General features: G+C 73.2%; 23 protein-coding genes. 16 read left to right on the forward strand and 7 right to left on the reverse strand.

Annotated features, from left to right (window positions below; all coding sequences use genetic code 11):
* A partial coding sequence (locus ABWI04_RS20960) for a LuxR C-terminal-related transcriptional regulator (RefSeq protein ID WP_353833479.1) occupies positions 1–1,501 on the forward strand: 1,501 nt, incomplete at its 5' end.
* Here ABWI04_RS20960 and ABWI04_RS20965 read toward each other — a convergent pair.
* Together ABWI04_RS20965 and ABWI04_RS20970 are read right to left on the reverse strand one after the other, a co-directional pair.
* Complete coding sequence (locus tag ABWI04_RS20965; protein WP_353833480.1) at positions 1,498–2,373, reverse strand: arylamine N-acetyltransferase family protein; 876 nt, start codon at positions 2,371–2,373, stop codon at positions 1,498–1,500. The genes ABWI04_RS20960 and ABWI04_RS20965 overlap by 4 nt on opposite strands.
* Before the next feature lie 28 nt (positions 2,374–2,401).
* Positions 2,402–5,464 carry an AfsR/SARP family transcriptional regulator gene (locus tag ABWI04_RS20970; RefSeq protein ID WP_353833481.1) on the reverse strand — a complete coding sequence of 1,021 codons (3,063 nt, stop codon included), beginning with the start codon at positions 5,462–5,464 and terminating at the stop codon, positions 2,402–2,404.
* Positions 5,465–5,555: 91 nt separating this feature from the next.
* Between ABWI04_RS20970 and ABWI04_RS20975 the strand changes: the two genes are divergently transcribed.
* Complete coding sequence (locus ABWI04_RS20975) at positions 5,556–6,428, forward strand: NAD(P)-dependent oxidoreductase (protein ID WP_353833482.1); 873 nt, start codon at positions 5,556–5,558, stop codon at positions 6,426–6,428.
* Here ABWI04_RS20975 and ABWI04_RS20980 read toward each other — a convergent pair.
* On the reverse strand, positions 6,403–7,797 hold the full coding sequence (locus tag ABWI04_RS20980) for a sensor histidine kinase (protein WP_353833483.1): 1,395 nt from the start codon (positions 7,795–7,797) through the stop codon (positions 6,403–6,405). The genes ABWI04_RS20975 and ABWI04_RS20980 overlap by 26 nt on opposite strands.
* Before the next feature lie 203 nt (positions 7,798–8,000).
* Here ABWI04_RS20980 and ABWI04_RS20985 point away from each other — a divergent pair, with 203 nt between their 5' ends.
* Entirely contained in the window at positions 8,001–8,492 is a 492-nt protein-coding gene (locus ABWI04_RS20985; protein ID WP_353833484.1) for an ATP-binding protein, read from the forward strand.
* On the opposite strand, the gene ABWI04_RS20990 is transcribed toward ABWI04_RS20985, so the two are convergent.
* Positions 8,476–8,622 carry a hypothetical protein gene (locus ABWI04_RS20990; RefSeq protein WP_353833485.1) on the reverse strand — a complete coding sequence of 49 codons (147 nt, stop codon included), beginning with the start codon at positions 8,620–8,622 and terminating at the stop codon, positions 8,476–8,478. The two genes, ABWI04_RS20985 and ABWI04_RS20990, sit on opposite strands and share 17 nt — an antisense overlap.
* A 295-nt stretch (positions 8,623–8,917) precedes the next feature.
* Here ABWI04_RS20990 and ABWI04_RS20995 point away from each other — a divergent pair, with 295 nt between their 5' ends.
* The 4 genes from ABWI04_RS20995 to ABWI04_RS21010 all read left to right on the forward strand — a co-directional run bounded on the left by ABWI04_RS20995 (position 8,918) and on the right by ABWI04_RS21010 (position 12,388).
* Positions 8,918–10,255: an LCP family protein gene (locus ABWI04_RS20995; protein WP_353833486.1), complete on the forward strand. Its 1,338-nt coding sequence runs from the start codon at positions 8,918–8,920 to the stop codon at positions 10,253–10,255.
* A 116-nt stretch (positions 10,256–10,371) separates the two neighbouring features.
* A complete protein-coding gene (locus tag ABWI04_RS21000) occupies positions 10,372–10,602 on the forward strand; it encodes a helix-turn-helix domain-containing protein (protein WP_353833504.1) in 231 nt (76 codons plus the stop codon).
* Complete coding sequence (locus tag ABWI04_RS21005) at positions 10,599–11,195, forward strand: DJ-1/PfpI family protein (protein ID WP_353833487.1); 597 nt, start codon at positions 10,599–10,601, stop codon at positions 11,193–11,195. Before ABWI04_RS21000 ends, ABWI04_RS21005 begins: the two co-directional genes overlap by 4 nt.
* A gap of 77 nt (positions 11,196–11,272) precedes the next feature.
* On the forward strand, positions 11,273–12,388 hold the full coding sequence (locus ABWI04_RS21010; protein ID WP_353833488.1) for a hypothetical protein: 1,116 nt from the start codon (positions 11,273–11,275) through the stop codon (positions 12,386–12,388).
* Between the two features lie 18 nt (positions 12,389–12,406).
* Here the strand turns inward: ABWI04_RS21010 and ABWI04_RS21015 are convergent, their stop codons facing one another.
* The gene (locus ABWI04_RS21015) at positions 12,407–13,312 is read right to left on the reverse strand and encodes an arginase family protein (protein WP_353833489.1); all 906 of its coding nucleotides are present in this window, start codon (positions 13,310–13,312) and stop codon (positions 12,407–12,409) included.
* 106 nt (positions 13,313–13,418) lie between these two features.
* Here ABWI04_RS21015 and ABWI04_RS21020 point away from each other — a divergent pair, with 106 nt between their 5' ends.
* The 3 genes from ABWI04_RS21020 to ABWI04_RS21030 all read left to right on the forward strand — a co-directional run bounded on the left by ABWI04_RS21020 (position 13,419) and on the right by ABWI04_RS21030 (position 16,658).
* Positions 13,419–15,011 carry a CocE/NonD family hydrolase gene (locus tag ABWI04_RS21020; protein ID WP_353833490.1) on the forward strand — a complete coding sequence of 531 codons (1,593 nt, stop codon included), beginning with the start codon at positions 13,419–13,421 and terminating at the stop codon, positions 15,009–15,011.
* 585 nt (positions 15,012–15,596) lie between these two features.
* Positions 15,597–15,848: a hypothetical protein gene (locus tag ABWI04_RS21025; RefSeq protein WP_345185484.1), complete on the forward strand. Its 252-nt coding sequence runs from the start codon at positions 15,597–15,599 to the stop codon at positions 15,846–15,848.
* Positions 15,849–15,857: 9 nt separating this feature from the next.
* Positions 15,858–16,658, forward strand: coding sequence for a hypothetical protein (locus ABWI04_RS21030; RefSeq protein WP_345185481.1), 801 nt, complete (start codon positions 15,858–15,860; stop codon positions 16,656–16,658).
* A 62-nt stretch (positions 16,659–16,720) separates the two neighbouring features.
* Here the strand turns inward: ABWI04_RS21030 and ABWI04_RS21035 are convergent, their stop codons facing one another.
* The gene (locus ABWI04_RS21035) at positions 16,721–16,912 is read right to left on the reverse strand and encodes a hypothetical protein (RefSeq protein ID WP_345185478.1); all 192 of its coding nucleotides are present in this window, start codon (positions 16,910–16,912) and stop codon (positions 16,721–16,723) included.
* Positions 16,913–17,016: 104 nt separating this feature from the next.
* On the opposite strand from ABWI04_RS21035, the gene ABWI04_RS21040 reads away from it, so the two are divergent.
* The 6 genes from ABWI04_RS21040 to ABWI04_RS21065 all read left to right on the forward strand — a co-directional run bounded on the left by ABWI04_RS21040 (position 17,017) and on the right by ABWI04_RS21065 (position 21,591).
* Positions 17,017–17,331, forward strand: a complete 315-nt coding sequence (locus ABWI04_RS21040; RefSeq protein ID WP_345185473.1) for a hypothetical protein — start codon at positions 17,017–17,019, stop codon at positions 17,329–17,331.
* An 83-nt stretch (positions 17,332–17,414) separates the two neighbouring features.
* Entirely contained in the window at positions 17,415–17,771 is a 357-nt protein-coding gene (locus tag ABWI04_RS21045) for a DUF488 domain-containing protein (protein WP_353833491.1), read from the forward strand.
* 271 nt (positions 17,772–18,042) lie between these two features.
* The gene (locus ABWI04_RS21050; RefSeq protein WP_353833492.1) at positions 18,043–18,693 is read left to right on the forward strand and encodes a DUF4360 domain-containing protein; all 651 of its coding nucleotides are present in this window, start codon (positions 18,043–18,045) and stop codon (positions 18,691–18,693) included.
* Positions 18,694–18,768: 75 nt separating this feature from the next.
* On the forward strand, positions 18,769–19,419 hold the full coding sequence (locus tag ABWI04_RS21055) for a DUF4360 domain-containing protein (protein WP_353833493.1): 651 nt from the start codon (positions 18,769–18,771) through the stop codon (positions 19,417–19,419).
* A gap of 187 nt (positions 19,420–19,606) precedes the next feature.
* Positions 19,607–20,944 carry an NADP-specific glutamate dehydrogenase gene (gene gdhA / locus ABWI04_RS21060; protein WP_345185531.1) on the forward strand — a complete coding sequence of 446 codons (1,338 nt, stop codon included), beginning with the start codon at positions 19,607–19,609 and terminating at the stop codon, positions 20,942–20,944.
* A gap of 155 nt (positions 20,945–21,099) precedes the next feature.
* Positions 21,100–21,591 carry a potassium channel family protein gene (locus ABWI04_RS21065; protein WP_345185466.1) on the forward strand — a complete coding sequence of 164 codons (492 nt, stop codon included), beginning with the start codon at positions 21,100–21,102 and terminating at the stop codon, positions 21,589–21,591.
* Positions 21,592–21,632: 41 nt separating this feature from the next.
* Here ABWI04_RS21065 and ABWI04_RS21070 read toward each other — a convergent pair whose 3' ends face one another.
* Entirely contained in the window at positions 21,633–22,331 is a 699-nt protein-coding gene (locus ABWI04_RS21070; RefSeq protein ID WP_345185463.1) for a hypothetical protein, read from the reverse strand.
* Positions 22,332–22,430 lie beyond the last annotated feature (99 nt).

Below are 22,430 nucleotides of genomic sequence, written 5' to 3' on the forward strand. Positions count from 1 at the left end.
GGCGGCGCGGGCGTCGGCCGACGCGGGGCTGCCCGAGCGCGCCGTCGAGCTGGCGGCGCGGGCGGAGCCCGACCTGCCGGACCCGCTGGCGCGGGCGGAGCTGACGCTGATCCGGGCGTCCCTCGCCGACGAGCAGGACCGGGCGGCGGACGCCCACCGCCTGTTCGCCGAGACGGCGGCGACGGTCGCGCGGGTCGATCCCCGCACGTCCGGCTACCTGTACTTCCAGGCCGCGGTGGCGGCCGCCAACGCGGGCGACTTCGCCGCGATGGACGGCTTCGCCGCCGAGGGCGCGCGCCTCGGCGTCCCGAACGCGCCGCACCTGCGGGCGCTGAGCCGGGTGTTCGCCGGGCAGAACCCGCTCGCGGACGCGGATCCGGCCGACGGCGTGGCGGCGCTGCGCGAGCTGATGGACGCGATGAGCGCCTGCTACGCGCCGCGCGAGCGGATCCGCGCGGGCATGTGGCATCTCATGGTCGGTGACGTGCGGGGCGCGGCCGAGGTCGCGGCGGAGCTGGAGCGGCGCTTCCGCGACCGGGGCGCGATCGGGCTGCTAGCGCCCGTGCTGATGCTCCGGACCCGGACCGACCTGCTGCTCGGCAGGTACCGCGACGCGCTGACCGGCGCGACGGAGGGCGTGCGGATCGCCGCCGACACGGGCCAGCACCGCATCCGCGTCTACCTCGACACCGGCCTGGGGCAGCTCGCCGCGATCCAGGGGGACGAGGAACGCTGCCTGGAGCTGACAGAAGAGGCGCTGTCACGCGGACTCCCGCCGAGCAACGTGCACGCCGCCGCCGCGCGCAGCCTGCTCGACCTCGGGCTCGGCCGGTACGACGCGGCTCTGGAACGTCTTGCCGACGTCGTCGCCGGGCCCTCCCGGCAGGGCGCCATCGCCGCCCTGCCCGACCTTGTCGAGGCGGCCGTCCGCGCCGGTGCCCCTGAGCGCGCGCGGGACGCCGCCGACTGGTACGGCGATTGGGCCGCGCAGACCCAGCAGCCCTGGGTGCAGGCCATCGCGGCACGCTGCGCGGCCCTCCTGACCCCGGACGACCCAGACCCGCTGTACTCCAAGGCCCTCGCCCTGCACCGCGAGGGCGGCACCCCCTTCGAGCAGGCGCGCACCGAGCTGCTGTACGGAGAGTGGCTCCGCAGGTCACGCCGCCGGAACGACGCCCGGGCCCGGCTGCACGCGGCGCTGGAGGCGTTCGCGCGGCTCGGCGCGGCGCCGTGGGCCGACCGCGCCCGGGCCGAACTGCGCGCCGCCGGGGAGAGCCTCACGGGCGGTCGGGACGACCAGGCCTCCCCGGACGACCACGCCGCCCGGCTCACCCCGCAGGAACTCCAGGTCGCCCGGCTGGCGGCGACGGGCCTCAGCAACCGGGAGATCGGCGCGCAGCTGTTCCTGAGCCCCCGGACCGTCGGCTACCACCTCTACAAGGCCTATCCCAAGCTCGGCGTCACCACGAGAGCGGCCCTGGCCCGTCTCGACCTGGGCTAGCTCCTGGCGCGGACGAAACCGACGAGGCGATCCGCGTCCTCCTTCTCCAGGACGATCCCGAAGTCCTCGGCCAGCGTCGCCGGCAGCTCCTCGGGGGCGAGCGCGCGGGCCTCGACGCTCCCGCCCGGACGGGTGGTGGTCAGCTTCGTGCCGTCCAGCACGCGGAGGGAGTCGGACGAGAACCTCTGCACGAAGGGGCGGGTCGTGAACGGGGAGCGCGGGCTCGTCGAGACGTAGTGGCTGCCCACCTCGAAGTCGATGCGGAACACCTCGTTCAGCACGAACGTGTGGCGCCGGACCCAGCCGTCCAGGCCGCGCTGGTGCAGCTCCCATTCCGCCGTCTCCGGCGTCCAGGCGGTGACGGTGCGGCCTCGGCGGAGCCGGAAGCCCCAGCCGTCCTGGACGGCCTCCTCGCCGTCCACGAGCCGCAGCGGCTCCAGCGGACCGGCGCCGAACCCCACGTCGCACAGCCATGCCGGCTCGTCCCGCGACGCGTCCGGCGGGCGGACGTGCAGGAGCGCGTGCGTGGCCGGAAGGACCTTCGCCGCCCCCATCGTGACCCGCCCCGCCACCGCCGCGACCTCGTACCCGAGCCTCTCCAGCACCGCCGCGAACAGCCGGTTGTGCTCGAAGCAGTAGCCGCCGCGCGGACTCTCGACGAGCTTCGCCTGGACGGCGTCCAGCGACAGGTCGACCGGCCGCCCGAGCATGATCTCCAGGTTCTCGAACGGGATGGACGTGACGTGCGCGCGGTGCAGGGCCCGCAGCGTCGCGGCCGTGGGGGCCAGGCCGCCGTCGTGGCCGACCCGCTTCAGGTAGCCGGGCAGGTCGAGCAGCTCGCCCTGCCATCCGTAGCCGAGATCCTCGCTCATGTCTCCCTTTCCCCCGGGCCCGAACCGATCAGCCCGCCGGTGCCGATCGTCCCGGTGACGCCGGACCACCGGTCTTGGCGACAACACCGGAGGCGTCCCGGATCCTCCCGGCGATCCGGTCGACGTCGCGCCGCTCGCCGGGCGGCAGCGCGGCTCCCGCCGCCGCGCGGAGCCCGCCCGCCTCGGCGAGCAGCCCGGCCGCGGCCGCGTGGTCGCCCGCCAGGGACCGGGCACCGGCCAGCCCCTCCAGCGCGAGCGCGATCGCGCGCGGGTCGCCGACGGCGCGGGCGGCGGCGAGCCCCTCGGTGTGCAGGGCCAGCGCCCGGTCGGCGTCGCCGCGCTCCTCGGCGACGAAGCCGAGCTGGACGTGCGCGAACGCCAGGCCCGCCGTCCCGCCGATGCCGCGCAGCCAGTCGAGCCGGGCGCGCAGGTGCCTCTCGGCGGCGTCGAGGTCGCCGCGGGCCCGCGCGACGAGCCCGAGCCCGACCTCGGCGAACTCCTCGGCCGACCGCGCCATGTGCCGCCGCGCCAGGTCCAGGGCGCGCTCGTGCAGGTCGCGGGCCTCGTCGAGGGCGCCGGTGAGGAGCGCGACGCGGCCGAGGCCGGCCAGCCGGAACGAGGCCTCCGGCCACATCCGCGACTCCTCGGCCAGCCGGAGCCCGTCGCGGAGCAGCCGGGCGGCCTCGGCGTAGTCACCGGTGATCTCGGCGCGCCGGACGAGCGCGTCGGACGCCTCCAGCCGCCCCCACGGGTCGCCGATCTCGGCGAACAGCGCGGCGCTCCGCACGGCGTCCCTCTCCATGGAGCCCAGATCGCCATGCCCGACGGCCAGCTTGGCCCGTGTCGCGAGCGCGGCGGCCGTGAACCAGCGGTCGTCCCGCTCCCGGAACACCGCCAGAGCGCGGTCGACGCGTCGCTCGTTCTCGGTCAGATCTCCGTACGCCCAATGGACGTGGCTCAGAAGCCACTCGGCCCTGGCCTTGGCGAACGGGTCGTCGTGTTCGGCCAGCGCGGCCTGCCGAAGCTCTTCCGAATCGGCGCCTTCGCCGACCAGCATGGTGAAGGCGGTCAGCCACGTCGCGGCCTCGGTTCTGGCCGGTGACGCCTGCCGGTCGGCGGACAGGGCCCCGGCGAACGCGCGGCGGGCCTCCCCGAAGCGGCCCCGCAGGTACCAGTACCAGGCGAGCGCGTTCACGAGCCGGAATCCCGTCCCGTCGCCCAGCGCGGCGCGCAGGTTCGCGGCCTCCTCGTCGAGCAGCTTCAGCCAGCGCCCCTGCTCGGGCCCGCGCAGCCGCTGCGCGGCCTGTTCGGCCAGGCCGGTGTAGTGGAGGACGTGGCGGCGGCGGAGCTCGTCCTCCTCGCCCGCCTCCCGCAGGCGTTCCAGCGCGTAGGCGGCGACCGACTCCAGCAGCCGGTACCGGCCCTCCTCCGTCCGGACGACGAGGGAGCGGTCGACCAGCCGGGCGAGCACGTCGACGCCGGTGTCGCCGACCGCCTCCGCCGCGTCCAGCGTGCAGCCGCCCGCGTGGACGGCGAGGCGCCGCAGCGCGACCCGCTCGGGCCCGGTGAGCAGCTCCCAGCTCCAGTCGATCACCGCGCGGAGCGTCCGCTGCCGGGTCGGGCCGCCGCGCCGGCCGCCCGCCAGCACGCGGAAGCGGTCGTCCAGCCGCGCCGCCAGCTCCCGCGCTCCGAGCGCGCGGACGCGGGTCGCCGCCAGCTCCAGCGCGAGCGGCACCCCGTCCAGGCGCCGGCAGATCGCCGCGACCCACGGTGCCGTGCCGTCGTCGAGAGCGAAGCCGGGGGAGGCCGCGGCTGCCCGCGCGACGAACAGCCGGACCGCGCTCGACTCCCGCAGCGCGTCCGGCGCGGTCTCGTGACCGGGCAGGTCGAGCGGCGGGACGGCCTCCAGCCGTTCACCGGCGATCCCCAGGGGCTCCCCCGACGTCGCGAGGACGCGCAGCCCCGGCGCGTCGGCGAGCAGCCGCCCGGCCAGCTCGGCGACGGGTTCGAGCACGTGCTCGCAGTTGTCGAGGACGAGCAGCGCCCGCCGCCCCCGCAGCGCCTCCGCGAACGGGGCCCCGCCGGACTCCTCACGCAGCCCCAGCGTGCGGGCGACCTGCCCGGCCACGTCGTCGGGCCCGGTCAGCTCGACCATCCACACCCCGTCGGGGTGGTCGGCGATCGACCGGGACGCGATCTCCACGGCCAGCCGGGTCTTGCCGACGCCGCCCGGCCCGGTGAGCGTCACCAGCCGGTGCCCGGCCAGCAGGGCCCGGCCCCGCTCGACCGCGTCCTCGCGGCCGATCAGCTCGTCGAGCGCGGCGGGCAGCCGGGGAGCCGCCCGCGGCGGCGGGGCGGGGCCCTCCGCGAGCATCGACCGGTGGAGCTCCGCGAGCTCGGGGCCCGGGTCGGCGCCGAGCTCCTCGGCGAGCCGCTCGCGCAGCGCGTGGTAGCCCGCGAACGCCTCGTCCTGCCGCCCGGCCAGGTGGAGGGCGCGCAGGTGGAGGGCGTGGAGCGGCTCGCGGAGCGGATGGCGGGCCGCCGGCGCGGCCAGCTCGGCCGCCACCGCCGCGTGCTCGCCGAGGTCCAGCCGGGCGCGCGCGTGCCGCTCCAGCGCGACGAGCCGCCCCTCCTCCAGCTCGATGATCGCGGCGCGGGCGAACTCGGCGTCGGCGAAGTCGGCGAAGGCGGGGCCCCGCCACAGCGCGAGCGCGTCGCCGAGCAGCCGCCTGCGGGCGAGGGGGTCGGCGGCCTCGCGGCCGAGCGCCGCCGCGAACCGCGCGGCGTCGACCGCCTCCGGGGCGGCGTCGAGGGCGTAACCGGGCGGGCGGGCGGCGACGAGGCTCCGGCCCCCCGGCTCGCCCACCTCCAGCGCCTTCCGGAGCTGCGAGACCCGGGCCTGGAGCGTTCCGAGCGGGTTGCGGGGCGGCCGGTCGCCCCACAGCGCGTCGATCAGCCGGTCGACGGACACGGGCTCTCCGGGCCGGGTGAGCAGGACGGCGAGCAGCGTCCGGACCTTCGCCTCGGGCACGCGCACGGGCGCCCCGCCGTCCGTCCACACCGCGAGCGGCCCCAGCACCCCGAAACGCACGACGTCAGGGTAGTCGCCGCTACGGACAGACCCGCAGCACGTCCGTAGCGCCCAAGGCGAGGGTGGAGGAAACACACACCCAGGAGGACACGTGAAGTCTCCAGTGACCGTCATCGGTCTCGGACCCATGGGCGCGACGATGGCCAAGACGTTCCTTGCGAAGGGCCGCCCGACCACGGTCTGGAACCGGACGGCGTCCAAGGCGGCCCCTTTGGTGAAGGACGGCGCGACCCTCGCCCCCACCGCCGCCGACGCCCTCGCGGACGCCGAGCTGGTCGTCGTGAGCCAGACCGACTACAAGGCGATGTACGACTCGCTCGACGGCGCGGACCTCCAGGGACGCGTCATCGTCAACCTCAGCTCCGGCAGCCCCGGCGAACTGCGCCGTGCGAGCGAATGGGCGTCCGAGCGGGGCGGCGTCCTGGTCACCGGCGGCATCATGGTGCCTCCGCCAGGGATCGGCCAGCCGGGGGCGTACGTCTTCTACAGCGGTCCGGAGCAGGTACTGGACCGCCACCGCGAGGCCCTGGGCGAGCTGGGGGACGTCACCTTCGTCGGTGAGGACCCGGGCTTGTCGATGCTCTACTACCAGTCGCAGCTCTACCTCTTCTGGTCCACCCTCACCGCCTACATGCACGCCGTGGCCTTGCTGGGCTCCGCGGGAGCCTCCGCCCGGGAATTCCGCCCGTTCGCCACGTCCCTGCTGCTCGACCTGGCCGGCGACGGGCCGATGGGCTTCGTGAAGCACCTCACGGGAGAAATCGAGGCCGGCGTCTACCCGGGCGAGGACAACACCCTGCGGATGCAGGCCGTCGGCACCGACCACGTCGTGGAGGCCGCCCGCGAAGCCGGGATCGACGTCGCGGGCCCGACCGCCTTGCGGAACCTGTTCTGGCGTGCCGTCGACGCCGGTCACGGCGAGGACGGGCTGTCCAGCGTCATCGAGGCGGTTCGCCGCCCGTGACCAGCGGGAGGCGCAGGACGAACCGGGCGCCCCTGCGGGAGTCGGCGATGCGCAGGGAACCGCCGTAGATCTCGGCGATCTCGCGGGCGATGGGCAGCCCGAGACCGGTGCCCTGGGGGTCCCGGGCGCGCGACTCGCTGAGGCGGGCGAAGCGCTCGAAGACGCGTTCGCGGGCCTCCTCGGGAATCCCGGAGCCGTCGTCGAGGACCTCCACGACCGCGTCGCCGCCCTCGCGCGCCACGGTCACCTCGATGCGCGACTCGGCGTGCCGCTCGGCGTTGCCCAGCAGGTTGCCGAGCACCCGGCTCAGCCGCACCGGGTTGGCGCGCACGACCACGCCGGGCTCCAGCCGCGTCCTGATCGGCACGTCGCCGGCCCGCAGGCCGACCTCCCGGCGGACGAGGCCGGCGAGGTCGACCGGCTCCACGGGCTTCGGGGTGCGGGCGTCGAGCCGGGACAGCTCCAGCAGGTCGGCGACGATGTCGTTCAGGCGCCGCGTGTCGCGGAGCGCGGCGCGGACCGCCGGCTTCCAGTCGGCGTCGTCCGGCTCGCCGAGGGCGACCTCCAGCCGCGTCTGGAGGCCCGCGATCGGGTTGCGCAGGTCGTGGGAGGCGTCGGAGACGAAGCGGCGCTCCCGGTTCACCGCCTCCTCCAGCCGGTCCAGGGTGGCGTTGACCGTCTCGGCGAGGCTCTGGATCCCCCCGGCGGCCCGCGGGACGGGCACCCGGTGGTCCAGGCCCCGGGCGTCCAGGTCGGCCATCTCGGAGCGGATGATGTCGACCGGGACGAACGCCTGCCCGATCGTGTGCCACGTCCACCACGCGATCAGGCTGAGCAGGGCGACCAGCAGGCCGAAGAGGGCGACGGGCAGCAGCCACACGTTCAGCAGGCCGGGCAGCGGCGCCGCGGCGATGACCATGACGTCCGGGCCCCACGGGGACGTGCGGATGCGGAGGCCGAACGCCCACACGCACCCCCTGGGGAAACGGGGGCAGACCCGCTGGTCGATTAGCAGTTCGCCCCTCGCCAGGTCGGCGGTCGCGAGCGCGCGACGTCCGCGGATCGCGTCGCTGGCGGCCACGACCCTTCCCCGTGGGGTGACCACCTGCACCAACTGCGCCTCGTTCGGGCGGACGTCGATGACGCCGGGGTTCCGGCCCCTGGAGAGGTCGAACGCGATCCGTTCGGCGGTCCGCTCCGTCTGGCGGCCGACCCTGTTCTCCGCCCAGTCCCGCGCCAGCAGCAGCATCAGGACCAGCGCCAGCACCAGGATCAGCGCGGACACCGCGACGGTGATGAGCGTCGCGCGTCCCCGCACCGAGAAGAGCAGCGGCGTGCCCCAGAGTCGGGCTTGACGCCGCTTCCCCATCGTCACAGTGGATTCCCGGAACCGTCCACACCGTCACTCTAAGTGACGTGACGTGAGATGCTCGCACCGCGTGCGGCACCGGTAGAGGCGCCGTGAACAGGACAAGGGCCGCGATCCGTACTTCGAGGGTGACGGGCAGCCTTCCGGACGTGAGGGCGGCCGGGACGGGGGGCGGTGCTGTGGTCGGGACGCGGGACCGTGTGGTGATCGGCGAGATCACGTTGCCGGGCGTGCGGCGGTCGGTCGGGTGCGCGCGGGGCTTCGTCCGGAACGCGGCGGCCGGTCATCCCGCCCTGGACGACATGGTGCTGGTGGTGAGCGAGACGGTCGCGAACGCGATCGCGCACACGGCGTCCGGGCTGGAGGGCGGGCTGGTGAGGGTCGCCGTCCTGGCCGGGCACGGCGCGTACAGGCTTGAGGTCGCCGACGAGGGCGCGGCCGGCGGGCGCCCCCACGTGAAAGGCGGGGACGCCTGCGACGAGCAGGCGGGGGAGGGCGCCGAGTCGGGACGCGGGATGCGGATCGTCGAGGCGCTCGCGTCGCGGTGGGGATTCCGCGCGGACGGCGTCCGGACGGTGGTGTGGGCGGAGTTCCCGGCCGGGGAGGCCCTGCCCGCCCCGGGGGCGCCGCAGGCCCCGGCCGCCGCGGTGCAGCGGGGCCGGGGCCGGGGGACGCCGGTCAGCGGCCCCGGTTGAGCTGCCGGGTCGGCATCTGCCGGGCGTTGCGGCGGTTGTTCGCGAAATTCGCCGACCTGAAGTCGGAGTTCTTCCGCCTGCCCTTCTTCCGGGATCTGGCGAAGGGGTCGCTGTTCATTTCCTGGTTCATGGCACGCATGAAGGAATCACCTCCGGGCACGTCTGAATTCGGCCGTGAAAGGCCGCGAGAAGGTGTGGCAGGGCGCGCCGCGTCACCGCAGGACACACGCGTGCCATGCGGAAGAGGGGCGCGATGGAGAGAGACGGGAGCGGGCCCGCGGCAACGCCGGGGGCGGCTCAACCGGAGAAGTATCAAAGCTTCATGCGGAACATTTAGCCATAACCCCGAGCGGTATGTCAACCATTAATTCCCGCGAGCGTGAACTCGAAGGCGGGGGAGCGGCGATACATGGCGGGAGGGCTTCATGAAGCTGCTTGCTTGGATCGCCGTCGCTGCGGCCGCGGTGATGGTGACGGGCGGCCTGTCCGCGTACGGGTACTACTGGCGGCTGCAGAACGCCGTCCAGCATGAGGACGCGGACCGGTTGATCGGGGGAGACCGGCCCAGGAAACTCAACGGCGCGATCAACATCTTCGTGCTGGGGTCGGACACGCGCGAGGGCGCCAACGCCCAGTACGGGCGGGGCCTGCGGGGCAAGCCGCCCGCGTCCGACACGATGGTGCTGCTGCACCTGTCGCCGGGCGGCGGCCAGGCGATCGCCGTCAGTTTCCCCCGCGACCTGATGGTGTCCATCCCGGCGTGCACCCGCCGGGACGGGACGAAGGCGCCGGGCAGCGCGGTCGCCCTGCTGAACGAGGCGATCGGCCGCGCGGGCCCCACCTGCACGGTCCACACCGTCGAGCGGCTCACGAAAATCCGCATCGACCATTTCGTCCAGGTGGACTTCACGGGCTTCAAGCGGATCGCGACGGCGGTCGGCGGGGTGCCCGTGTGCGTGACGGCCGACGTCCACGACAAGGACTCCGGGCTCACCCTCGCCAAGGGCAGTCACCGGTTGAAGGGCGAGGACGCCCTGGCCTACGTCCGCAGCCGCAAGGGCTTCGGAGACGGCAGCGACACCGAGCGCATCCGGCGGCAGCAGCACTTCTTCGGCGCGCTCGCCAAGGAGGCGATGAGCGCGGGCGTCCTCACCGATCCGGGCCGCCTGAACGCGCTGCTCAGGTCGACGGCCGAGTCGCTGACGACCGACAGGGGGCTGTCCGTCGCGGAGATGCTGAAGATCGCCCAGGGCATGCGCGACCTCGACGCGGGGAAGCTGCGCTTCGTCACCGTGCCGTCCGCGCCGTACCCGCTGGATCGCAACCGCGTGGCGCTCACCCGGCCCGCCGCGGACGAGTTCTTCGACGCGCTCCGCAAGGACGTGGTGGCGCCGGCTCCGGCGAAGGCCCCGGCCGTCCGGCCCGGGAAGGTGCGGGTGTTCAACGCGTCCGGGGTCGAGGGCCGCGCCGCGCAGGTGGCGGCGCAGCTCGGGGACGCCGGCTGGCAGGTCGCCGGGGTCGGCGACCTCCCTTCCCGTCCGCGGGCCACCGGCGTCCGCTACGGGACGGGCGCGGAGGCGCAGGCGAGGGCGCTCGCGGCCCTCCTGCCCGGCGCCCGGGTCGCGCCGCGCGCCGGGACGGCCCCCGGCGTCGTCGACCTCGTCATCGGGACGGGGTTCACCCGCGTCCGGACTTCCGGCGGCGTCCCGGTCCAGCGCGGCGAGAGCCGGGCGAGCGACGAAGGGTGCGAGCGGGTGGCGTGATGTGTGGGGTGCCCGTCGTGGACGCCATGGGGACCCCGGTGCCAGCCTGGAGCCATGCGCGTCGCCTTCGTGATCTATGACGGCTTCCAGATCCTGGACCTGACACCATCGCCGGCCTGGCCGAACGTTCCGGTCTCAGCACGCGGCACCTACAACGCCGGTTCACCGCCGAGCTGGGCGTCCCGCCCGCCGCGTATGTGGAGCGCGTGCGGATCGAGGCGGCCCGGCGGGCGCTGGCGGAGGGGGACGAGCCGGTCGAGACGCTGCGCCGGGCGTTCCACCGGCATGTCGGCGTCGCGCCGTCGGACTACCGGGTTCGGTTCAGAGGAACGAGGGAGTACGCATGACCACGTATGGGCTGCTGGTGTTCGAGGACGCCGAGGAACTGGACTTCGTGGGCCCGTGGGAGGTGTTCACGGCATCGGCCATGGTGCGCGACCAGGGTGACAAAGCGGTGCTGGTCGCCGAACGGACGGAGCCCGTCCGCTGCAACAAGGGCATGAGGGTCGTGCCAGACCACACCTTGGACGACCACCCCGCGCTGGACGTCCTCCTGGTTCCCGGCGGGCGCGGCGCCAGGGAGACGCAGGTGAACAACCCGTCCGTCACCGGCTGGATAGCGAAGGTCGCCGAACGGGCCGATTGGGTGACGAGCGTGTGCACCGGGGCTTTCCTGCTGCACGCCGCAGGTCCGGCCAAGGGACGCAGGGTCGCGACCCACTGGGCTTCCGAGGACGCTCTGGAGGCCCGCGGGGACGTGACCGTCGTCCGGGACGCGCGCTACGTCGTCGACGGCGACCTCGTCACGAGCCAAGGCGTGTCGGCCGGGATCGACATGGCCCTCTGGCTGGTCGGACGCATCCACGGCCGGGACCACGCGCGCGAGGTTCGCCGCTACATCCAGTACGAGCCCGCGCCCCCGTACCTGGCGGACGAGTAGAGGGCCGGGACGACCCGATCGGAACGAACATTCAGCCATACCGGTGATGATCTTCGCTTATCGGCATAATCACCCGAATGGCGATGTCGCTTCCGGTGCGGTTCCGCAGCGATGGGGTGCGGGTGGCGGTAGAAACCGACCCCCTGCACGCCCCGCTGCGCGACTTTCTCATCAACGACCTGGGCGAGGACGTCTCCGCGATAGCGCGCGCCCAGGGACGGCTGAGCGACGGCGCGGTCCGGCCCTGGCAGGAGCAGTACCGCTACCACCGCCTCGACTTCGACGGCACGACCGTGCACGTGCGCGACGTCGCCGGATGGGCGTCCTGCGACCTCGACCCGGCCGTCCTGCGACGGTGCCTGGACGAGTACCTCCACCAGGTCGGCGCCCTCAAGAGCCGCCGCAGCCTGGAGCGCGAACTCGGCGGGCAGGGCAACGGCGAGCCGATGGCGGCGTCCCTCGCCCTCGGGTCGGTGTCCCGGCGGACGCAGGGATGGGGCCTCGTCCAGACCCCGCGCGCCGTGCTGGAGGATCTGGCCGGGCTGACCCCGCACCCCGACGCCTGCCTCCCGCACGGCGTCATGGAGACCGGCTCCGGCGCCTGCTGGGCCGACCTCGCCGTCCTGGACGAGGCGGGCAAGCGCCTCCGCGGCGGCACCAAGACCTTCATGCCGAAGGGCGTCGAGGTGGAACGCGTCATGGGCGAACTGGGAAACGCCCTGACCCGGGCCCGCTTCCTCGACGGGATCCCCGGGGCGTGGGCGGGCACGGTGGCGGGGGTGCCGGTGCACGGCTATGTCGATCCGGATGCCGTCCTGCGGCTGCCCTGCCAGCCCATCGAGATCGGCGGCGTCGTCCGGCGCGTCCGGGTGTTCTTCCCCGAACTCGCCGATTCCGGTGTCGACCTGGCGGCCGCCGCGTCCAGTGCGAGCGCGTTCACGCCCTCGGTGCACGGACCACGGCACGTCCTCACGGCGTTCCTGCTCCACGACGTGCAGAGCCACCGCCACCATCTGGAGGTCGTCCGCGCGGCACGTCCCGGCTGGGAGCACACGGGGAACGCCTGCCACATCCGCATGGACGTCCAGACCGTCCGCCTGGAGCATCTCTGGCTGCCAGGACACACCTGCGAGCTGCCGACAGGCGAGTTCGCGAGCGTCCTCTACGAATACGAACGCCTGACGGCCCCTTGAGCCCGGCGGCGACCCGGCCTAGGAGAGCGCGGCGACGAGCGTGTCGGTGAGGGCCGCGCCGGCCATGCCGTCCGGGTCCCGTTCCGGGTCGTAGATGGCCACGTGCAGGCCGACCGCGCGCGGGCTCGCCGCCAGCGTCCGCAGGACGGAGGTCAGCTCCTCGAACGACAGGCCGTCCGGGTTGGGGGAGTCGACGGCCGGCATGACGCTCTTGTCGAGGATGTCGGCGTCCAGGTGGATCCAGTACCCCTCGATCGGGGCGGCCTCCAGATGCGCCCGGGCCCCCTCGGCGGCCGCGTCCGCGCCGTGCTCGCGGATGTACTCGATCGGGAAGCGCCGCACGCGCGAGGCCTCGAAGGCGTCCAGGTCGAACAGCTCGAAGTCCTCCGGTTCCCGCTGGACGCCGATGTGCGCGACGTGCTCCTCCTCCACGTAGGGGCGCAGCCCCCCGGCGTCGGTGAGGGCGGCGGGGCCGTGCCCGGTGACGAGGCCGAGCGCCGTCCCGCCGGCGACCAGCCGGCCCGCGGCGGCCGCGGGGTCGCGCCGCGGCGAGTAGTCGTCGTGCCCGTCCAGGTGCGCCAGCCCGTACACGCCGCGGCGGCGCAGCGCGAGCATCGGGCCGAGCAGGATGCCGCAGTCGCCGCCGAGCACGACCGGGAAGTCGCCGCGGTCCAGCACCTCGCCGACGCAGGCCGCGAGCCGCTCGGTGTAGTCGACGAGGCCGGGGCCGTTCAGGTAGCCGGTCTCGTGGTCCGGGCCGAACACGTAGGGCGGCGGGTCCACCCGGCCCGCGTCCTCGGCCCGCAGGCGGCCGACGACGCCGTGGGCGCGCAGCGCGCGGGCCAGCCGCCGCACGCCGGGCTCGTGCCCCTCGCGCGGCGGACGGAGCCCCAGGTTGGACGGTGCGTCGAGCACTGCGATCATTCTTGCAATCTAGAACACCGGAACACCCCGGCACATCGCCGGGCAGCCGGAACATCGGGAAAAGCCGGAACATCGGTGAACGGCCGGAACAACGGGAAGGTGTTCGATGACCGCATCGGGACGACTCGTCGACCGCCTCCTCGGTCTCCCGGAGTCGCCGTCCCCCCGCGTCGAGTCGGCGCGGAACCTGCGGGTGCCCATGCCGGACGGCGTCGTGCTCGTCGCCGACCTGCACCGGCCGCGCGGCGCGGGACCGCTGCCCGTCGTGCTGATGCGCACCCCGTACGGCAAGCGGCAGGCCGTGGTACGGCTGTTCACCGGGGTCCTGGTCCGGCGCGGGTTCCAGGTCGTCGTGCAGGACGTGCGCGGCGTCTTCGGCTCCGGCGGCGAGTTCCAAGCCTTCCACAACGAGAGGGACGACGGCCTGGCGACGCTCACGTGGCTCCGCGCGCAGCCCTGGTGCGACGGCAGGGTGGCGATGGTCGGCGCCAGCTACCTCGGGTTCACCGAGTGGGCCGTCGCGCCCTACGCGGACCCGCCGCTCACCGCGATGGGGGCGGGCATCACCGCGTCCGAGTTCGCCAGTTCGTTCTACCCCGGTGGTGCGCTCGCCCTGCACAACACGCTCGTCTGGTCATCGTTGATGGGGACGCAGGAGGAGAGAAGGCGGCCCTTCCACAACAGGCGCGTGAAGCACGCGATGCGGCACCTGCCGGTAGGGGAGGCCGACCTGGCGGCCATCGGCCGTCCCGAATCGTTCCTGCGCGAGGTCGCGGCCCATGCCGAGGCGGGCGACGACTTCTGGAAGGCCACCGACCACAGCGCCGCCGTTCCCGCGACCACCACGCCCACCACGATGGTCACGGGCTGGTGGGACCTCTTCCTGCGCGGCCAGCTCAGGGACTTCGCCGCCCTGCACGCGAAGGGACGGCAGGTCCGCATCACCATCGGGCCCTGGGGGCACGATGCCAAAGCCCTTCGCGCGACGCTCCACGACCAGGTCTCCTGGCTGAACGCCCACCTGAACGGTGACAAGGCCCAACTCCGCAGGGCGCCGGTAAGGCTGCACCTGCAACAGGCCAACACCTGGCTGGACTTCGACCAATGGCCCCCGCCCGAAACCAAGCCCACGCCGCTCTACCTCTCCCACGGCCTCGTTTGGGACGAGCCTGACGCGGCCCCTGCCACGTTCACCTACGACCCCTTCGACCCGACCCCGAACGTCGGCGGCCCGCTCCTGTCACCGGGCAAGGGACGGCAGCGCGACAACGCCCCACTCGAACGCCGCGACGACACGGTCGTCCTCACCGGCGCGCCGCTGCCGGAGGACCTCGACGTGATCGGACCCGTCTCGGCGACGATCCACGTGCGCACCAGCACCGGGCGAGGCGACCTGTTCGTCCGGCTCTGCGACGTCGACCGGAGCGGCGTCTCCCGCAACGTCACCGACGGCATCCTGCGCATCACGTCCACCGGGACCGTGCGCGCCGAGATCGAGATGCATCCGACCGCGTACCGCTTCCGGCGCGGCCACCGCCTGCGCGTCATGCTCGCGGGCGGCGCGTTCCCCCGATTCGCCCGCAACCACGGGACTCGGGAGCCCGCCGGGCAGGCCGTCGCGTCCCGCCGCACCCGCTTCGAGATCCTCCGCGACGCCGCCCACCCCTCCGCCGTCCACCTCCCTCTCTGGAGACCCTGAGCCGGGTGAGGGGCCGGGACCGCCTGACCGCCGCCCAGCGCGCCGAACGCTCAGCGTGTTCCGCTCATCGCACACGGTGGCCCACTCGTCGACAAGGCCGGGCAAAGCCCCGATGTGCCGACGACCCTCTCGCTACGTTCTTCACATCCGCCGAACGGCCGGCGCGAGCCGCTTCGGGGGGAGCGGCCGGTTCTGCGTCCGTGCCGGGACCGCGACGGCGGAACGGGGGGAGAGGGGTCACTCGGGGGGAGTGGCCCCTCCGTCCGTTTTCAGGCTCTGAACCGGCAGCAGGCGGGCGCACCCCCCGGCGTGTCGGGAGCCGCGAGGTCCGGCGGCGCGGGGCGGGCGGCCGCCGAATAAATGGGGATCTCCCCTCGCGGGTCTCGCAGCGTCTTGTCGCCAATTCAGGTAAAGGAATCTTCACTTCCGTCCCAGCCATCCCGCTCAACGCTTCAAGGGAACTTAGATCGTTGGGTCCGGCGGACGTTTCCGATTTGACGGAGAACGGTGGCTCTGAGGGCTCGGACGGAAAAATTGACTCCCAGGGGTTCGACTTCCGGGCACGGCTGCGGAATGGTCTCCCGCATGGATTCAAGAATTCGAGCCGCCGGCAGGGCGTCGGGCCCCGTCAAGTGGCTGCTGGCCTTTCTCGGCGCCCGCGAGAAGGCCCTGCGCACGCACTCCGGGAACGCCTCCGGCCCGGCCGAGTGGCTGCTGGTCTTCCTGGAGGTCGAACGCGCCGGGCTCGCGGCCCGGCGGCGCCCCGCCGCCCTGCCGTCCCGGCGCGGCAGGACCGAGGAGCCACCGTTCGGCCGGCTGTCCGCCCGCAGCGCGTAAAGGAAGATCATGACCATCGAGATGCTCCTCGCCGCCCTCATCGGCGGCGCGATCGGCTTCGCCGAGCTCGTCGCGCGCTACCGCGACCGGCCCGCCGCGGCCCTGCTCTCCCCGGGCGGGCTGCTGTTCGTCTTCGTCAACGCCAGCGCGTCGACCGTCGCGCTGATCGCGGTGACCGCCTCCGGCTGGACGTTCGGGCTGCCTCCCACCACGCCCCCGGCGAGCCTCGTGGTCGTCCGGGTCATCGCCGCCGGACTCGGCTCCGCGGCGGTGCTGCGCATGTCGTTCGCCCCCGCGCAGGGCCGCGGCGCCGGCACCGGCCCCGTCGCCCTCCTCAACGGCATCCTGCGGATCGCCGACAGCGAGCTCGAACGCAAACGCGCGCTCAGCCGGCTGTCGCACGACGACCTGGCGGGGCTGTCGTTCGAACGCGACCACGCGGCCCTCGCGGAGCTGTGCTGCCACCTCATGCGGGAGTTCGACCTCGCCGAGGCGCAACGGCTCGGCGGCCTGGCGGCCGAGCTGAGCGGCCGCGAGGACCTCACCGACGCCGACAAGCTCGACTGCTGGGGGCTGGAGCTGGCGCGGCTCGTCGGCGAGCGCGCCCTCCGGCAGGCGGCCCGGCGGCTGCGGGACCGGCCCCGCGCAGAGGCCCGCCCGGCGGCCGAACCCGACCAGCGCCCCGCCGCCCCGGCGCCCGAGCACGACTACCTGGCCGAGACCGCGCCGCGACCCTCGGTCGCCAAGACCTCCCGCCTCGCGCCGAGCGCGAACGGCAGGACGGAACGCAAATCCTTCAGCGACGCCTGACGCCCCGTGAGGTACCGGTGCGCCCCCTGGCCGGGCGCACCGGTATTTTCTCCGGCGCGCCGCTATCTCGGCCGGACGGAAAGGGCCGCCTCGGAATCGTCGCGCGCCTCCAGCGCCGCCGCGATGCGGTGCAGCGCCTCCGCCACGGAGACGAGCGCCTGCACCTGCGCGGCGGCCATGAGATTCCCCGGCGAGGGATCGGCGGCCTGGGCCTCCGCGGCCGCCTCGCAGGCCTGCTGGTTCCACCAATGCACGTGCCGATTCTATTCGGTGTCACGAATGCGGCCCATTGCGCCGCGCCGCCCCGCCGCCGGCACGGAAAAGGCTTTGCCGGCACCGGAATTGAAAGGACCCCGCCGTGACCACCGAACCCCGCGCCGCCCCGTCCGCCGGCCCTCCGCGCTGGACCGGGAAGCCGGTTCGGGGGCTGACCGCCGCGGAACTCGCCGAGGCCCTCGAATACCTGGAAAGGCACCGCCCCGACGACGACGTCCTCGGCCGGGCCCTCGCCGGCGAGTTCGCCAGCCGGACGGCCGCCGCCGAGTTCGCCCGCCGCGCCGCCGCCGGCCGCGGACCGGCCGCCGGAGGGCCCCGGCCCGCCTCGCCGGATCTCGACGGGCCGCGCCGCCCGCCCCTGACGTCGCCGCCGGGACGCCCGCGAACCTCGCAGTGAGCCGGAACGCCCGGAAGGGGGCCCGCGCACGCACGGGGCCGTGTGGCGAGCGTCACTTCCGTGACTCCGGGTATGGAAGCGCCATGGACGTACGGCTGCGCAGGGTGTACGAGGAGCCGTCGGCCGACGACGGCGCGCGGATCCTGGTCGACAGGGTGTGGCCCCGGGGCCTGTCGAAGGACAAGGCCCGCCTGGACGAGTGGGAGAAGGACGTCGCCCCCTCCACCGAACTCCGCAAGTGGTACGGCCACGACGCCGCCAGGTTCGAGGAGTTCACCCGCCGCTACGACGCCGAACTGGCCGAGCCGGAACGCGCCGCGGCCCTCGACCACCTGCGGGAACTCGCCCGGAAGGGCACGGTCACCCTGCTCACGGCGACCAAGGAGATCGACCGCAGCCAGGCGGCCGTCATCGCCGCCCGCCTCCGCGACTCCTCCTGACGCGCTCCTCGCGCGTCCTTGATCGCGCTCCGCTTCTGACGCTTCTGGACACCGCGCGTTGATTCTCCGTTCATCTGGATGGAGCGCTCCCTTTCCATGACGCTCTCGAAGGGCCTGTCATTGGACGTTCCATCCTTCCTGATCAAAGGCTCCGTATAAAGGTATCTCACGTTCCGAGTCTCACTGAAAAGAAGTGAAAAAGCGGCGATTGACCCCTCTGAACGGGCGAGTTTACGCTCCCTTTGCGCAGGTCCCACCGAGGAGGAATCGCATGCGTAAAGGGATTGTCGTTTCCGCTGCCGCCGCAATTGCCGTGGGCGCCTTCACCGCCGTTCCGGCGTCCGCGGCCCCGCGCCGGGTGCACGGGCCGAACGGGGTGACCATCGAGATCGCGACCGTCAACGGCTCGGGCTGCCCGACCGGCACGGCCGCGGTCGCCGTGTCGGACGACAAGGAGGCTTTCACCGTCACCTACAGCGACTACCTGGCGCAGGCGGGCGGTGCCTCCGGCCCGACCGACTTCCGGAAGAACTGCCAGATCGGCATGAAGGTGCACGTCCCCCAGGGCTTCACCTACGCGATCTCGTCCACCGACTACCGCGGCTTCGCGTCCCTGGAACCGGGCGCCTCCGCCGTCGAGAAGGCGAGCTACTACTTCCAGGGAATGTCGCAGACCTCCGCCGTCTCGCACACCCTGAAAGGCCAGTACGCCGACAACTGGCAGTTCACCGACACCAATGACGTGGCGCAGCTCGTCTACAAGCCGTGCGGCGAGGAGCGCAATTTCAACGTCAACACGGAACTGCGGGTGCTCAAGGGCTCCTCGGATCCCGCGAAGACCAGCTTCATCTCGATGGACTCCACCGACGGAAGCATCAAGACCACCTACCACTTCGCCTGGAAGCAGTGCCCCCCGCGGTGACGGCCGTCCCCGGCCGCGACCACCGGCGCCGAGCGTGCCGGCGTCGATCCAGCCCCGAGTAGAGGAGAACAACCGATGCGCACAGGACTGTCCGTCCCGGCGGCCTGCCTGGCCGCCCTGGCGCTCCCCCTGGCCGCCGTCCCCGCGTCCGCCGCGGCGGCGGACCCGCCCCCGCCCGACCGGATCGTCATCGACGTCAACACCGTCAACGGGTCGGGCTGCCGCGCGGGGACGACCGCGGTGGCGGCGGCGAGCGACAACACCGCGTTCACCGTCACCTACAGCGACTACCTGGCCCAGGCCGGCGGCGGCTCCAACCCGACCGACTTCCGCAAGAACTGCCAGATCAACCTGAACGTGCACGTCCCGCAGGGCTTCACGTACGCGATCGCGGGCGCCGACTACCGCGGCTTCGCGCACCTGGAGGACGGGGCGTCCGGGATGGAGAAGGCGAACTACTACCACCAGGGCATGGCGCAGACGACGCCCGTCAGCCACACGATCCGCGGCGGATACTCCGACAACTGGCAGTTCTCGGACCGCACGGACGTCTCCGAGCTCGTCTTCAAGCCGTGCGGCGAGGACCGCAACTTCAACATCAACACCGAGCTGCGCGTGTACAAGGGCAGCTCGGACGCCGCGAGGACCAGCTTCATGGCCTTCGACTCCACCGACGGGAGCGTCAAGACGACGTACCACTTCGCGTGGAAGAAGTGCCCGGGCTGATCGGGCCTCGCCCGTCGCGCCGGGCCGCGTCCCCTGCCAGGCGGGACGCGGCCCGGCCGCCGTCCGGGAGGGGGTGCTGCGGCGGGGCGTCCTGGTGGAGTCCGGGACGGGTTCTAGAGTGAGGGGGTCTCAAGGAAGGATCCTCACCATGCCCCTCGCCTCACGCCTGCCGGCCCCGCCCGAGACCATGGCGGTCCTGGAGGAGACCTACGCGGGGGTGCTGCGCCGCGATCCCGGCGAGGCCGAGTTCCACCAGGCCGTGCACGAGGTGCTGGAGTCGCTCGGCCCGGTGCTGGCCGCCCGGCCGGGCCTCGCCACCGCCAAGCTGGTCGAGCGGGTGATCGAGCCGGAGCGCCAGATCATGTTCCGCGTCCCGTGGCAGGACGACAACGGCGAGATCCACGTCAACCGCGGCTTCCGCGTCGAGTACAACGGCGCGCTCGGGCCGTACAAGGGCGGGCTCCGCTTCCACCCCACGGTGAACCTCGGCATCGTCAAGTTCCTCGGCTTCGAGCAGATCTTCAAGAACGCGCTCACCGGGCTCGGCATCGGCGGCGGCAAGGGCGGCAGCGACTTCGACCCGCACGGACGCTCCGACGCGGAGGTCATGCGCTTCTGCCAGTCGTTCATGACCGAGCTGCACCGCCACGTCGGCGAGCACACCGACGTCCCGGCCGGTGACATCGGCGTCGGCGCCCGCGAGATCGGCTACCTGTTCGGCCAGTACCGCCGCGTCACGAACCGGTGGGAGGCCGGGATGCTGACCGGCAAGGGCATGCTGTGGGGCGGCTCCGCGGTCCGGACCGAGGCGACCGGCTACGGCAACGTGATGTTCACGGCCGAGATGCTGCGCCGCCGCGGCGAGGACCTGGACGGCCAGCAGATCGTCGTCTCCGGCTCCGGAAACGTCGCGATCTACACGATCGAGAAGGCGCAGCAGCTCGGCGCCAACGTCATCACCGTCTCCGACTCCGGCGGCTACGTCGTGGACGAGAAGGGCATCGACCTCGACCTGATCAAGCAGGTGAAGGAGGTCGACCGGGGCCGCGTCTCCGACTACGCCGACCTGCGCGGCTCCTCCGCCCGGTTCGTCCCGGGCGGCCGGGTGTGGGACGTCCCCGCCGACATCGCGCTGCCGTCGGCGACGCAGAACGAGCTCGACGCCGACGCCGCCGCGATCCTCGTCCGCAACGGCGTGAAGGCCGTGTCGGAGGGCGCCAACATGCCGACCACCCCCGACGCCGTGCGCGTCCTCCAGGAGGCGGGCGTCGCCTTCGGTCCCGGCAAGGCCGCCAACGCGGGCGGCGTCGCGGTGAGCGCACTGGAGATGCGGCAGAACGCGAGCCGCTCCTCCTGGCGCTTCTCCCAGGTGGAGGAGGAGCTGCTGGCCATCATGACGAGCATCCACGACACCTGCTACGAGACCGCCGACCGGTACGGCGCCCCCGGCGACTACGTGGTCGGCGCCAACATCGCCGGCTTCGAGCGCGTGGCCGACGCGATGCTCGCCCAGGGCCTCATCTAGGGAGCCACGGCCGCCCGGAGGCGCCCGCCGCCTCCGGGGCGGTCGTCTCCCGGCCCGCCGGAGGGCTCAGGGGCGCCGGTCCTGGGCATGGACGGAGAGTGACCGCGCGATCGCGAAGAGCCCGCTTCCGGCCCCTGGCCCGGGTGGCGGTGCGCATGACGCTGATCACGGTGGCTCTGATCGCCGTCTACTTCACGGCCCCGTTGAACAGGTCGTTCACGGTGGTGACGGGCGTGGTGCTGACCACGGCGCTGCTCTCCCTGGGAGTGCTCGTCGCGTGGCAGGCGAGGTCGATCGCGCGCTCGCGCTCCCCGAGGCTCCGCGCCGTCGAGGCCCTCGGGACGACCGTCGCGCTGTTCCTTCTGGTGTTCGCCTCCAGCTACCGCCTGATGAGCCACGACACGCCGCCCGGATTCTCCGAGCCCCTGACGCACATCGACGCCCTGTTCTTCACCATCACGATCTTCACTTCGGTCGGTTTCAGCGACATCGTCCCCGTCTCGCAGACGGCCCGCGCCCTGACGGCCGTCCAGATGCTCGGCGACCTGGCCTTCCTGGGCATCGTCGCCAAGGTCTTCCTTGAGGCGATGCAACGAGGCGTCGAACGCAAGACGGACGAATCCCCCGAGGGCGGCGAAGACCTCTGAGAGCCGCGGCGAAGGCTCCGTGAGCCCGCCGCCGGACGCCTTCACTGGCTCGGGGCCAGCCACGTGAGCCGGAGCTCGCGGGCCGTCCGCGCTGCCAGCTCGTTCAGCTGGTCGGCCTCGGCGCCCGGGGGAAGCTCGGAGGCGTACGCGGCCGCCGCTGCCGCGGTCTGGGGACGTGCGCCGAGCGCGGCGCGCAGGTGGTACGACCTGCGCAGCTGGTCGAGCCCGGTGCCGTCGCCCTCCACCAGTGCCAGGGCCCCCAGGTGCCGGATCGCGTAGGACTCCAGCAGGAGATCCGCGTCCTTCAGCGCGGAATCGAGGGCCTCGGTGTAGCGCGCCTTCGCCCGATCCGAGTCGTCGTCGAACTTCTCGATGACGATGCCCGTCCAGAACGTCGCCCAGCTCGCGACGCGTTCGTCCTCCAGCGAGGCGGAGAACCCGGCACGCGCCCGCGCCTCGTCGTCGGGGCGGGGGTCGAGCTCGAAGAGCAGGCGGGTGTAGGCGAGCTGCGCGTCGTAGAAACCCCCGAGCGCAGGATCGTCCTGGGACAGCGCGGCGACGGCGTCCTCGGCCTCGGCCGCCTTGTCGAGCCGCCAGAAGAACCTGTCCGTCAGAACCTCCGCCCGGAGCGCCACCGTCTCGGCCGCCGGTGATTCCAGCGCCAGATCCCAGAGCCCGGCACGCGTCAACGACCGCGCGGCGCTCGCGGCGCCGTCAATGTAGGTGGTGTTCAGGTTCATGCCGCCTACTATGGGGATCGGCAAGGTAGGTAGTCAAGGTCCGTATGTCACCTACATCACCGCACCGCCATCGCGGGGGCCGGAGATCGCAACCGCCGT

It is taken from the genome of Actinomadura sp. NPDC000929 (genome assembly GCF_040492065.1).
In the GTDB taxonomy this organism is placed as follows: Bacteria; Actinomycetota; Actinomycetes; order Streptosporangiales; family Streptosporangiaceae; genus Spirillospora; species Spirillospora verrucosospora.